The 12766-nt window shown below is 55.0% G+C and carries 14 protein-coding genes; 2 read left to right on the top strand and 12 right to left on the bottom strand.

Annotated elements, in window-relative coordinates:
- Positions 1–14: 14 nt before the first annotated feature.
- The 3 genes from PRECH8_RS00310 to PRECH8_RS00300 form a co-directional block, all read right to left on the bottom strand.
- Complete coding sequence (locus tag PRECH8_RS00310; RefSeq protein WP_200965057.1) at positions 15–1085, bottom strand: M24 family metallopeptidase; 1071 nt, start codon at positions 1083–1085, stop codon at positions 15–17.
- Positions 1086–1152: 67 nt separating this feature from the next.
- Positions 1153–1593 carry a type II 3-dehydroquinate dehydratase gene (gene aroQ / locus PRECH8_RS00305; RefSeq protein WP_200965056.1) on the bottom strand — a complete coding sequence of 147 codons (441 nt, stop codon included), beginning with the start codon at positions 1591–1593 and terminating at the stop codon, positions 1153–1155.
- A gap of 88 nt (positions 1594–1681) precedes the next feature.
- Positions 1682–2224, bottom strand: a complete 543-nt coding sequence (locus PRECH8_RS00300) for a YqhR family membrane protein (protein WP_242457349.1) — start codon at positions 2222–2224, stop codon at positions 1682–1684.
- A gap of 132 nt (positions 2225–2356) precedes the next feature.
- Between PRECH8_RS00300 and PRECH8_RS00295 the strand changes: the two genes are divergently transcribed.
- Complete coding sequence (locus PRECH8_RS00295; RefSeq protein ID WP_242457348.1) at positions 2357–2743, top strand: hypothetical protein; 387 nt, start codon at positions 2357–2359, stop codon at positions 2741–2743.
- Positions 2744–2765: 22 nt separating this feature from the next.
- Here PRECH8_RS00295 and PRECH8_RS00290 read toward each other — a convergent pair whose 3' ends face one another.
- The 8 genes from PRECH8_RS00290 to yidD form a co-directional block, all read right to left on the bottom strand.
- Entirely contained in the window at positions 2766–3743 is a 978-nt protein-coding gene (locus tag PRECH8_RS00290; RefSeq protein WP_308808393.1) for a patatin-like phospholipase family protein, read from the bottom strand.
- Between the two features lie 124 nt (positions 3744–3867).
- A complete protein-coding gene (mntR, locus tag PRECH8_RS00285; protein WP_200965054.1) occupies positions 3868–4299 on the bottom strand; it encodes a transcriptional regulator MntR in 432 nt (143 codons plus the stop codon).
- 84 nt (positions 4300–4383) lie between these two features.
- Positions 4384–5091 (bottom strand): cytochrome c biogenesis CcdA family protein, encoded by a 708-nt coding sequence (locus tag PRECH8_RS00280; RefSeq protein WP_200965053.1) that lies wholly within the window; start codon positions 5089–5091, stop codon positions 4384–4386.
- 1 nt (position 5092) lies between these two features.
- Positions 5093–5893 carry a metal ABC transporter permease gene (locus tag PRECH8_RS00275; protein ID WP_371871158.1) on the bottom strand — a complete coding sequence of 267 codons (801 nt, stop codon included), beginning with the start codon at positions 5891–5893 and terminating at the stop codon, positions 5093–5095.
- 14 nt (positions 5894–5907) lie between these two features.
- The gene (locus tag PRECH8_RS00270) at positions 5908–6765 is read right to left on the bottom strand and encodes a metal ABC transporter ATP-binding protein (protein ID WP_200965052.1); all 858 of its coding nucleotides are present in this window, start codon (positions 6763–6765) and stop codon (positions 5908–5910) included.
- 65 nt (positions 6766–6830) lie between these two features.
- Positions 6831–7814 carry a metal ABC transporter substrate-binding protein gene (locus PRECH8_RS00265; RefSeq protein WP_200965051.1) on the bottom strand — a complete coding sequence of 328 codons (984 nt, stop codon included), beginning with the start codon at positions 7812–7814 and terminating at the stop codon, positions 6831–6833.
- 533 nt (positions 7815–8347) lie between these two features.
- The gene (metG, locus tag PRECH8_RS00260) at positions 8348–10366 is read right to left on the bottom strand and encodes a methionine--tRNA ligase (protein ID WP_200965050.1); all 2019 of its coding nucleotides are present in this window, start codon (positions 10364–10366) and stop codon (positions 8348–8350) included.
- 381 nt (positions 10367–10747) lie between these two features.
- Complete coding sequence (yidD, locus tag PRECH8_RS00255) at positions 10748–11047, bottom strand: membrane protein insertion efficiency factor YidD (RefSeq protein WP_200965049.1); 300 nt, start codon at positions 11045–11047, stop codon at positions 10748–10750.
- Positions 11048–11260: 213 nt separating this feature from the next.
- On the opposite strand from yidD, the gene namA reads away from it, so the two are divergent.
- Positions 11261–12271 carry an NADPH dehydrogenase NamA gene (namA, locus tag PRECH8_RS00250; RefSeq protein ID WP_200965048.1) on the top strand — a complete coding sequence of 337 codons (1011 nt, stop codon included), beginning with the start codon at positions 11261–11263 and terminating at the stop codon, positions 12269–12271.
- A gap of 29 nt (positions 12272–12300) precedes the next feature.
- Here namA and PRECH8_RS00245 read toward each other — a convergent pair whose 3' ends face one another.
- Positions 12301–12690 carry a hypothetical protein gene (locus tag PRECH8_RS00245; RefSeq protein ID WP_200965047.1) on the bottom strand — a complete coding sequence of 130 codons (390 nt, stop codon included), beginning with the start codon at positions 12688–12690 and terminating at the stop codon, positions 12301–12303.
- Positions 12691–12766 lie beyond the last annotated feature (76 nt).

Raw genomic sequence — 12766 nt, 5'->3', positions numbered from 1 at the left:
TAGATCCTGTCGAATTACTGCAGGACCTTCAGCTCCTTAGTAGACTTCGTCAACCGCTTGAGTCCCGTCTCCGTCACCACCGCATCATCCTCGATGCGCACGCCGCCGAATCCCGGGATATAGATCCCCGGTTCGATGGTGACGACCATCCCCGGCTCCAGCACGATGGAACCGGTACGTGCCAACCGCGGCTGCTCATGGACTTCCATGCCAAGTCCATGGCCGAGCCCGTGGCCGAATTGTTCTCCGTAACCGCGGGAAGCGATGTAATCGCGGGCGATGCGGTCTGCCTCCGCGCCTGTCATCCCCGGCTTGATTCTCTCCAGGGCGAGAAGCTGGGCCTCCAACACGATCTCGTAGATCTCGCGGTGGCGATCCGACAGCGGACCCAGTACCACCGTTCGCGTAATATCCGAACAGTACCCGTTCATATATGCGCCGAAATCCAAGGTCACAAAGTCACCCGGTTCGAGCACCTTCTCCGATGCGGCGCCGTGGGGCAGCGAAGAGCGCACGCCGGAAGCGACGATCGTATCGAAGGACGGGCTGTCGGCGCCGTGGGCACGCATGAAGAATTCCAGCTCGAGCGCCACATCCCGCTCCGTCATACCCGGACGAATAAAGCCAAGCATATGTTCGTATGTACGATCGACAAGGTCACAGGCCTCTTGGATCAGCTTCAACTCTTCATCATCTTTGGTCATGCGCAGCTGCTCGACCAGTTGATCCACCGGCACCATCTCGATCCCGAATTCCTTGACATAGTTCTGATAATCAGCATAGCTTACATCATGCTGCTCGAAGCCGATGCGGCGGATGCCGAGCTCACGCAAGGTCTCAGCAATGGTGACGGCCGGATTGCCCGTATGTTCGATCACCCGGTAGCCGGCTGCCTGCTGCGGAGCTTGTTCACGATAGCGAAAATCCGTGATCAAAAGCGCTTCCTGCATCGTGATCACGAGATAACCCGCAGACCCCGTAAAGCCGGACAGATAGCGGCGGTTCACCGCATTGGTTACGAACAAGGTTTCCAGATCTAATTCCTGGAGCCGCTGTCTGAGACGTTCCACCCGTTGATTGCTCATAGTGTATCACCTGCTAGTCTATATTGGGTTAGGATGCGTAGGATGCACGAGGTTGACCGGCGGTGAACTATGCCTGCTCGAGAAGATCGAGGATGGCGCTTAAGCCCAGTTCATAGCTGCGTGCTCCGAAACCTGCGATCTGGCCGACGGCAACCGGTGCGATGACCGACTGATGGCGGAAGGATTCGCGGGCGTGGATGTTCGACATATGCACCTCCACGACGGGCACCTTCACCGCAGCGATGGCATCGCGCAGGGCATAGCTGTAATGGGTATAAGCGCCTGGATTAAAGACGATGCCGTCATACTTCCCCGCCGCGCCGTGGATCAGATCGATAAGCACGCCTTCATGATTGGACTGATGGAAGTCGATGTCAGCCCGCCGCGCTTCCGCCAGTTCCCTAAGCCGCCGTTCGATATCCGCCAAGGTCTCCGTGCCGTACACACCGGGCTCACGCATCCCGAGCAGATTGAGATTGGGACCATTCAACACCAAGATACGCTTCATGATCACTACCATCCTTACATCGTTCAAAATGCCTCGGCAAATTCATTATGACATTGTACCACAGCAGCGGGCACTTTGAAAGAAAAAACTACTTGAGCACCTGACGGGAGCTGTCCCTGCTCTGCTCATCGGTGAACTCAAAGGAGATGCTGTAGCCGATAAACACCCCCCACAACACGAAGATGCTGAGATCCGTCCAGAAGGAGTTGTGGTCCAAGGTATACAGGCTCTCGAAGCTAGCCGTCCACGGTCCAACCCACGTATACAGCACCGCCCACCACGCCAAACCGTAGAGCACCCCCGGCCAAGGACCTGGGAACTTGCGGAACAATGCGGTATACACAAGCGCTGCGGCAATGGAACCGACGACAATCCAGAACAGGCCGACCACATGCCCCGTCCATGTATTCAAATAACGGTCCACATACCAAGTTCTCATGAAAAAAGCCGGCTCCACTTTCGTAAACTCAAAATAGTAGAAGAAGATCTTCACCAACCCCCAGATCAGTCCGGCAAAAAAACCGATATACACAGCAAAGGTCCAGGGATTCGTGCGATGCTGCGGCGCGGTATGCCCCTCATCCCCACGATTCCGAGCTTGTTGCATAGTCCGATCTTCGACGGTGTTCATCGTGCGGCTCCTTCCTCTTAAATATAAAATAAATACAGGTCGCGGAATATGCATAGTATGCAACAAAGCCTTCCCTGCTAAACATCGAAGCATGCGGCGGCCTGTTGCTTTGCAGGCTGCACACCGTGTATGATGGGATTGAAGCAGCCGCTTGCTCAGGCTGCCAGATTCCAAGACACTAGGAAGATTCCTAAGGGTGTGATTATCATGCGACGCAATTGGCGGCGACAAACGCGGCGCGACCAGATCTGGCTGGCCGCTTTGTTTGTGCTGATCGTCATCGGCATCATATCGAATCCACGGCCGCTGATCATCCCGCTGCTCTTAATCGGGATCATCGCTTTGCTTTACTTCTACCCGCCGCACCGCTGGCGGTACTGGTTCGCGCGGCTGAGAAGCGGCAGCATCCCGCCGGCAAGACCCCGGAAGCCGGGGAAGAAGCCGCAGCGAAAGGTGAAGCTGCGCGTGATCGAGGGAGCCAAAAAGGACGACCGAAACGAACCTCCCCGCTATCACTGAATGTCATAGGGGGAGGTTCATTTCATCGACCGAGGAATTTTTTGTTGAAATCATGGAATTTGGATAAGTACTCCGCATAGGACCACTTGTTGAAGAACTCCTCCGCCGCTCGAACACCGGACTCATACAGTCCCAAGCTCTGCTCCCGGGTGATATCGAAGTGCAGCGTGCCGACGCTGGAAGCATCGATCTTCACCGTGCGGTAGCGATACTTCTTGTCGATATAGCGTTCATCGTGGGCGCCCATCATCGTGGCGAAGAGCGCTTGCAGCATCGACAACGGGCCGTTGATTTCGTTCTTGGCATGGGGATTCTTCCCGACCAGCTGATAACCGATCGTCGGGATCAGCTTCTCCCCGCCGTTCTTGATCATCTCGTTGTCGAAGATCCACATCGGGAAGTTGCTCAGGATCCCGCCGTCGACGACATAATTGCGCTTCATGATCACCGGGTCGAAGAAATACGGTATGCTGATGCTCATCCGCACGGCCCGCGCCACTTCAAAATAATCAGGATGAATGCCGTAGTCCTTCAGATCATCGGGCAAGACGATCATCTTGCCGTTGGAGATATCCGACGCGATGATATACAGGGAATTCGGCGGCAGATCACTGAAGGTTCGCACGCCCTTGGCCAGCAGCTTCTGCCGAATCCACGCCTCCAGGGGATCACCTGAATACATGCCCTTCTTGAACAACAAACGGATGATGGGACCGATATAGGGGATGTGGTGGAGCAGGCTTTTTTGCAGAAATTGATGAAACGGCGTCTCCAGGATGAGCTCCTTCATCTCCTCATGGCCGTAACCGGCGGCGAGGAAAGAAGCCACGATCGACCCCGAGGAAGTTCCTGCCACCCGATGAAACACGAACCCTCTCTGCTGGGTCACGGCGATGGCACCGACAAACGCGATGCCCTTCACGCCGCCCCCCTCAAATACCGCATTGATGCGCATTAGCCATCCCGCCTTCCGATCGAACAGTTCCTCATGATGAAACATTCGATTGTATGCGGGCGGCTGTTGTCCATATGACTGCAAAACCCCGAATAACAAAAACGAAGGGCCTAAGCCCTTCCAATTGCCGTGTCTAACCCTGCTTATATCCATAAGCACCAAGTGTTGCTCAAGCTTCCTGATCCAGTTCCATCTCCTGACGGATCGCCTGCAGGTCTTTGACCCGCTGCGGATCACGGTTAAAGTATTCCACCAGCGACTCGATGCAGGTGATCGAATCCCAGCTGAGATGGTGTTCGATCCCCTCCACATCCTCATAGATATTCTCCTCACGCACTCCGATGATCTTCAGAAAGTCCTCCAACAACTGATGCCGATCGACGAGCCGCTTGCCGATTTTCTTGCCTTTCGGTGTCAGGACAAGGCCGCGGTACTTCTCATAGATCAGATAATCATCCCTGTCCAGTTTCTGGATCATCTTCGTAACACTTGAAGGGTGGACTTCCAGGCCCTCAGCAATATCGGATACACGGGCGTATCCTTTCTCGTCTATCAGCAGATAGATACGCTCCAGATAATCTTCCATACTGGGCGTCGCCACTTGCATGCCCTCCCTTCGCAAACTTGCTTACCCCGATGATACAACGCTTCGACGAGTCGGGGCAAGTCTTAACTTACCATATAATCAGAACTTTAGCCAGTCCGGTGTAATCGAGTTCAAAAATGCCGTGATCTTCGACATCTCTCCCAAATACAGCAGAACGCCGATCACAACCATCACCCCGCCGCCGATCTTCATGAAGAGATTCGAATAGCGCAGCAACCAGCGGGTGGAGCCGAGGAAGAAGGCCATGATGAAGAAGGGAACGGCGAAGCCCAGCGTATAAGCCGTGGTCATCGTCAGCCAGATCCCCGTTTCCGAGGCGGCCAGGGACATGATCGCACCGAGGATCGGACCGATGCACGGCGACCAGCCGGCAGCAAAACCAACGCCGACCAGGAAAGAGCCGAGATAGCCGGCAGGTTTGGCAAACTGGAATTTCCGTTCTCTAAGCAGGAACTGCGGCTGGAAGATGCCGAGCATGAAAAGGCCGAAGACGACGACCAGGATGCCGGCGATCTGCTGGATGAGTACACGCTGATTAGTGAACAGTTCAGCGATCAGTCCAGCTGTGGCTCCCAGTGCATAGAAGATCACGGAGAAACCGATGATGAAGAACAGGGTATGCGTCATAACGCGCCGCCGCACATCGCGGCGGCCGGCCCCTTCCTTCAGCTGACCGACGGATACACCGGTGACGTAGGACAAGTATGAAGGATAGAGGGGCAGACAACACGGGGAGATAAAGGACAGGAAACCTGCCGCCAAAGAGATCCAGACATTCAGTTCCAATTCAGCGTTTCACTCCTTTCCGCGAGGCGATCGTCGCGATGAGCATGAAGATCAGGAGCAGGACGATCGTACCGCTGGGCGCGAAGTTGCCGATGCCGGCAGCCGTAACGCCGATGATCACCGCTGCTTCAGAATAGATCACGGACAGGATCAGGGAGCGGCGGAAATCCTTGGCCGCGATCATGCTGGCTGCCACGGGCACGGTGATCAGCGCGGATACAAGCAGGGCGCCGACGATCTTGATCGCCGCGCTGATCGTCAGCGCCGTCAGGATCGTGATCAGCAGATTGTAGGCGGCGGCAGGAAGACCGCTGACTCGGGCGGCATCCTCGTCGAAGGTGATCAAAAATAGTTCTTTATAGTTTACAAGTACGAAAAGCAGGACGGCCAGCGTGACGCCGGCAGCAATCCATAGATCCGCCGCATCCAGGGTGTAGATGCTGCCGAAGAGATATCCCGTGACATTCATCGTCCCCTTGCCCATCGAGATAAACAGCGAGGCAAGGGCCACGCCGCCGGACATCAGGATGGCGATGGACAACTCCGCATACGCCCGGTAGGTCGTGCGCAATTTCTCGATGGCCAGTGCGGCGATCACGGCGAAGACGATGCCAAGCGACTGAGGGGACATGCCGACGAGGAAACCGAGGGCGACGCCGGCGATGGAGACGTGGGATAAGGTATCCCCGATCATCGACAATCTGCGGAAGACAAGGAAGGCTCCGATGAGCGGCGCCATCAGTCCGATCAAGATCCCGCCGAGCAGCGCCTTCTGGAAGAAGGGATAGGTGAAGATGTCCAGCATCTCAGTGACACTCACATCTCTCCCTCCCCTTCTCCGGCATGGATGACCGCTTGTACCTCTCCGCTGTCATGGAACCTTCTTTGATCCCCGCGTTCATGGGACGCAGTTTGCTCCTCTTCACGGTCCGCACGAAGGCTCTTAAGCGAATGCATAATATCCGTTCCGCGGCAATCCTGACCGTGGGAATGCCGGACATACAGGCTCAGCCGCGGATTGATCCGAAGCGGCTCATCGCCGAGGTATTCGCGCATCATCTGCAAATCATGGGAAACCATGAGGAAAGTCATATTATGATGCTGATGCATATGCCGCAGGATCTGAAAGAAGCTCTGCTGCGTCGCTTCATCCACACCGGTGAACGGCTCATCGAGGATGAGAAGTTCCGGCTGATTGATGATTGCACGCGCCAGGAAGACCCGCTGCTGCTGACCGCCGGACAATTCGCCGACGCGCTTGTCAGCGAGTTGTTCGATGCCCAGGGCTTGCATCGCTTCCTCTGCTTTGCTGTGATCGTCCGGCTTCAGCCGTTTCAGCCATCGCTTGCGCGTGTAGAGTCCCGACAGCACGATCTCGCGCACGGAGGCCGGAAACTGCGGATTCAGCGCATGTTTCTGCGGAACATAGCCGATGCGGTCCCATTGATCGAAGGAACGGAGCGGCTGGCCGAACAGCCTCACTTCTCCTGCGCTCGGCTTCAAGAGCCCGACGATGAGGCGCAGCATGGTCGTCTTCCCCGCGCCGTTCGTACCGATCAGGCCGGCGAAATCCCGCTGTTGAATCGTGATGTTCAGATCTTGTAATACCGGTTCGCCGTCATAGGCGAAGGTGACATGGTCCAGTTCGATCACCGGCTCATGGCAAACTTGCATTGCACAATCGCTCTCCTTATCATGCCGGCGTCACTCGCAGACATGTTACGTTCATAGTAGTAAATCTACTCTTGCAGAGCAAGCTCTAGACTCCGCAAATTGTGACGCATCAGTGACACATAATTCTCGCCGGCCGCTTCCTGTTCAGGAGTGAGTCCTTCGATCGGATTGAGCGGCAGCATCTCGATCCCCAGATCCTCCGCCAGCGTCTTGGCAATCTTCGGCGACGACAGCTCTTCGTACAAGATATAACGCACCCCATGTTCGCGAATGAACGCCATGATCTTCATCATATCCTGTGAAGTCGGCTCTGCTTCCGTAGATAAGCCCATGATGGACAGCTGAGTAAGACCGTAATCCCGGGCCAGGTAGGCGAAGGCCTGATGGGAGGTGACAAACTCCAGCCGCCCGGCCTGCTCAACAACAGCCATGTATTCTTCATGCAGGGCCTTAAGCTCTTCGCTGAACTGTTCAAAATTAGCACGGTAGTCGGCTTCATGCTCCGGATCAACGGCGATCAACCCGCCTAGGATGTTCTCCGCCATGCGCATCGCGTTCAGCGGGCTCAGCCAGACATGGGGGTCATAGTCTCCGTGATCATGCTCATTTAACTCGTTGCCGTGAAGATGTTCATCTTCCTCGCTGCCGTGATCATGTCCAGCCCCTTCGCCGTCCGCAGGTATGAGTTCAATTCCCTCGCTTGCTGTTACCACTTTTGGCTTGCTTTCACCCAGGCTGGTCAGGAGGTCCTCCACCCACCAGTCATCGAAACCAGCCCCGTTATGGATGAACAACTGGGCCTTGGACAATTGGATGATGTCCTGGCTTTTGGGCGACCAGTCATGGGGATCCACCCCCGCCGGGACGAGACTCGTCACCTGAACATGTTCGCCGCCGATCCGAGAAGCGAAGTCATATAAAGGATAGAAACTGGTATAGACATTAATCTTATCTTCAGATATTGCATTGGACTGCGCGCTGCAGCCAGTGATGATAAGCTGTGCGATAAGCATCAAACCTAAGAGCACCGCCGCGATCCGCCTGTTCATCAGTTGGTTCCCCCTAATCCATTCCTGTGATGTCAATAACATGTAAATAGTAATTTTTATGATTTACAGGCAAGATTATATGTCAAGTATTTGCGATCTGTCAATTAAAATATTTAGGACATGTCACTAAGAGACCGTTGGAGTGTCCTAGGAGGGATTATAGGAAGGATATAGGAGAGCTCATCGAAAATACAGCGGGAGCTGCGGGCGTAGGAAACGAAACGCCGACCGCAGATTTAACCTAAATTTAGGATAAAAGTGGAGCGGAAATAGCGTAATTGCCAAGTTTTATACGAATTCTCGAATAAAACAAGTACGAAATGAGGCGCACTTTACGGTTTTTTCATAAAAATAGTACAAAATCCAGAAAACAGGCGTCGGCGAAAACTTTTTGTCCAAAATTTAGGACAAAAAGCCACAGGACGGAAACAGCTCCAATCGTCTGCCGAGCGATCTGCAAGCGTCCGCACAGTTAACCGATCGATCGTCATAGAAATACACCCCGCTGGAAAGCGGGGTGTCATCACATTGCATTACTTCACCACAGCGCCGTTCGGCATCGAATCCGGCACGGTGGCCAGGGTCAGCTGCCCGTCCTTCGATGCCGCGAGGATCATGCCCTGAGACAACTCGCCGCGCAGTTTGACGGGTTTGAGGTTCGTCACACAGATCACCTTGCGGCCGATCAGCTCCTCCGGCTTGTAGTGCTGGGCGATTCCCGAGACGACCTGACGCTGCTCATAGCCGAGATCGAGCTGCAGTTTGAGCAGGCGATCCGCCTTCTTCACCGGCTCTGCAGCGATCACCTGCGCGACGCGCAATTCGATCTTCGCGAAGTCATCGATCGTGATCTCATCCTTATGTTCTTCTTCTGCATCGCCGGTCTTATTGCCGCTGGCCTCAGAAGATGCTGCACCAGCCTTCTTGCCACCTCCGTCTGCAGCGGATGCTTCGGCGGGCGGCTGAGCGAGGTTCGTCATCGATTTCAGGATGAACTCCCTCTCCTGCTCCACGTCAAGGCGCGGGAAGATCGGGCTTCCCTTGGCGACTTTCTGACCGCCTGCCAGGCCGAAGGTGCGCAGGGAATCCCAGGCGGTTAACTCGCCTTCCGCAATGCCGAGCTGCTCCCACACCTGCTTCGGCGCTCTCGTCATGAACGGCTGCAGCATGATCGAGATCATGCGCAGGGCTTCAGCGAGGTGCGTCATAACGGAGGCCAGTTCGCTGCGCTTCGCTTCGTCCTTGGCCAGATTCCATGGCTGCGTCTGGTCGATGTATTTGTTCGACAGGCTGATGAATTTCCACAGGGAAGACAGAGCAACGGAGAAGGCCATCTCATCCATCGCTTGTTCCACTTGAGCGACGGCTTCTGCTGCCGCTTTTTTCAGTTCTTCATCGTGCGGCGTAACCGATCCGGCATATTCCGGAATGACGCCGTCAAAGTATCGGTCGATCATCGCTACGGTACGGTTCAGCAGGTTGCCGAAGTCGTTGGCAAGATCGAAGTTAATCCGCTCGATGAAGCCTTCCGGCGTGAAGGTGCCGTCTGAACCGAAAGGAACTTCACGAAGCAAGAAGTAACGAAAGGCATCCAAACCGTAGCGGTCGATGAGATGGACAGGGTTGATCACATTGCCCTTGGACTTCGACATCTTGCCTTCCAGCGTAAGCCACCAGCCGTGTCCGAAGACCTTCTTCGGCAGCGGCAGATCAAGGGCCATCAGCATGATCGGCCAATAGATCGTATGGAAGCGGACGATCTCCTTGCCCACAAGGTGGACATCTGCCGGCCAGTAACGGCGGAATTTGCTGTCATCATCGGAAGCATAGCCGAGGGCGGTGATATAGTTGGTCAGCGCATCGATCCACACATAGATGACGTGCTTGGGATCGTTCGGCACCTTGATCCCCCAATCGAAGGTTGTGCGCGAGACTGCGAGATCTTCCAATCCCGGTTTGATGAAGTTGTTGATCATCTCGTTCTTGCGGGACTCCGGCTGAATGAAGTCCGGATTCTCCTCATAATATTGCAGCAGGCGGTCCACATATTTGCTCATGCGGAAGAAATAACACTCTTCCTTCACCTTCTCGACGGGGCGTCCGCAATCCGGACAGTTGCCGTTGACGAGCTGGCGCTCCAGGAAGAAGGATTCACACGGCGTACAATACCATCCTTCATATGTACCCAAGTAGATATCCCCTTGATCGAGCAGGCGTTGGAAGATCTTCTCCACCGCCTTCTTATGCCGCTCTTCCGTCGTGCGGATAAAATCATCATGGGAGATCTCCAGCTTGTCCCACAGCTCCTTGATCCCGGCAACGATGTCATCGACGAACTGCTGCGGGGATGTGCCTTTCTCCGCTGCTTTGCGCTCGATCTTCTGCCCGTGCTCATCGGTGCCCGTCAAGTAGAACACATCATAGCCGCGCAGCCGTTTATAGCGCGCCATGGCATCTCCGGCCACCGTCGTATAAGCATGTCCGATATGCAGATTATCGCTGGGATAATAGATCGGCGTTGTAATATAGAATGTTTTGGCCTCTTGACTCATATACTCCTTACCTCCATCCCTATTCAAAAAAAATAAGCACTCATCCAACTTGGGACGAGAGCTTTACTCACGCGGTACCACCCAATTTCCCCGTCGCTCTCACAAGCGATGGGCTCATCCGGCCTGCATCAAGCCTGCCCCTTAACGCGGGGACGCACGTCGCCGCCTCATCGTTCCGCCGCATCCGCGAAGCGACTCGACTGCGATTCCTCCAGGACCATCTTCCGCCCGCCGGTAAGTACCGGTTCCCAGCTCCCCCGGCTCTCTGCAACTTCTGCACGAGCGTACTCATCCCTTCGTCAGAACGATATGCTCTATCGATATGCTCTATTATGCACAATATACCGAAATCATCCTGCCAACGTCAAGTCTGCGGGTGCTTCATGGATGTTCACAGCGATCCTCTCCAGCGCGGCCGTCCTGTTCTTCGCCGCTCAGTTCCTTAGATCCCTTGCGCGGGCTCGGCGGCACCGGATCGTATCCGCCCGGATGGAAGGGATGGCAGCGAGCGATGCGCCTTACCGCCAGCCAGCCGCCCCGCACTACGCCGTGCTCCTCGATGGCCTCCAAGGCATACAGTGAACACGATGGATAGAATCGGCAGGTCGGCGGTTTAAGCGGTGAGATGAATCTGCGGTAGAGGAAAATGGGCGCTTGCACGATCTTGCGCACGACGGACATCCTGCTGCCCCCTAAATTAATTTTTGTACATTATAAAATATTATATCAATCAAGCACGTGCTTCGCATCTTCCCTGCGTACGGAGCTGTCGGCAATGATGCAGGTCAGAGCAAATGTCAACTCAACTGATCATGTCTGCACAACTGATGGTATAATAGTGGCATCGATTCACCAACAATCATCGCAAGTTCTGTGAAAGGAGCTCGAACAGCGATGCAACTGTTCTCACCTATTACGATTAAGAACATGACCTTGAAGAATCGCATCGTCATGTCACCGATGTGCATGTATTCCTGTCTCGATGAGAGCGGGAAAGTAAACAGCTGGCATAAGACCCACTATGCATCCCGCGCCGTCGGCCAAGTCGGCTTGATCATCATCGAAGCAACGGCGGTAACACCCCAAGGACGCATCTCCGTCCATGATCTTGGCATCTGGTCGGATGAGCATGTGGAGGGGCTGCGGGAGCTTGTGCAGCTCGTCCATGAACAGGATGCTAAGATCGGTATTCAACTTGCCCACGCCGGCCGCAAATCGGCGGATCACGGCGAGATCATCGCTCCGTCGGCTCTGCGCTTCAACGATTCCTATAAGATGCCCCGCGCGATGACCGCTGAGCAAATCCGCGAGACCATCGAAGCCTTTCGCCAAGGGGCAAGACGCGCTGCGGAAGCCGGCTTCGATGTCATCGAGATCCATGCGGCACATGGTTATCTCATCAACCAATTCCTCTCCCCGCTTACGAATCATCGGGAGGATGAGTACGGCGGCAGTCTCGAAGGACGGTTCCGTTTCCTTCGCGAAGTGATCGAAGCCGTGCAGGAAGTATGGCAGGGGCCGCTCTTCGTCCGCGTATCCGCCAATGAATACGCTGACGGCGGGCTGACCATCGAAGACCATGTCACCATCGCCCGCATGCTGCAAGAACTCGGCGTGGACCTGATCGACGTAAGCTCCGGCGGCCTCGTGCCGGCACCGATCGATGCTTATCCTGGGTATCAGGTTCCTTTGGCAGAACGCATCAAGCAGGAGACAGGCATGCTGACGGGCGCCGTCGGCCTGATCACCGCCCCTGAACAAGCGGAAGAGATCCTCTCCAATGGGCGTGCCGACCTCGTCTTCCTGGGACGCGAATTGCTGCGCGATCCATACTGGCCGCGCAGAGCAGCTGCGCAGCTGGGCATCAAAATAGCCCCGCCCGTACCTTACGAGCGAGGCTGGTAATGGATAAGGCGAAGCTTAGGCCCGATCCTCTAGGGGATCGGGCTGAGTTCGCTGTATCGCTGGATCGGCGCTAACAGATCCGGGTGCAGCGGCACGATGAATTCCATCCGCTCCATCGGAAAGATGCCGCTCCGTGTATGCATCACGGCGCTCTTAACATAGATTCTGTAAGTATGCGCACTGAAGCCGAGGCGGGTGATCTCCTCCCGGCCTTCCTCACGATTGACATAGCTGTAATCACTGACGACATTCTCATACGGAATGATTGAAATAATCTGGTCAAGCGGTATATGATAATTGATATGAGGTTTCTGAATAACAAGTTCTTCCGTGGAAACCGTTAACCCGAGATGGCGCTGTTTATGGGATATTTTTAACTCGCCTTGCAGCGATTTGATCCGAATAAAGTCCGTATACATCATACTCTCTCCTCTCTGCAGCGGCACTTTATCGCAATGCCGTTCTGAAGCGCACTCACCTTCGACAAGCAGCCGC

This window comes from Insulibacter thermoxylanivorax, from assembly GCF_015472005.1.
GTDB lineage: Bacteria > Bacillota > Bacilli > Paenibacillales > DA-C8 > Insulibacter > Insulibacter thermoxylanivorax.
The sequence above is the reverse complement of the archived record's forward strand: the minus strand, read 5'-3'. Positions and strand labels throughout refer to the sequence as shown.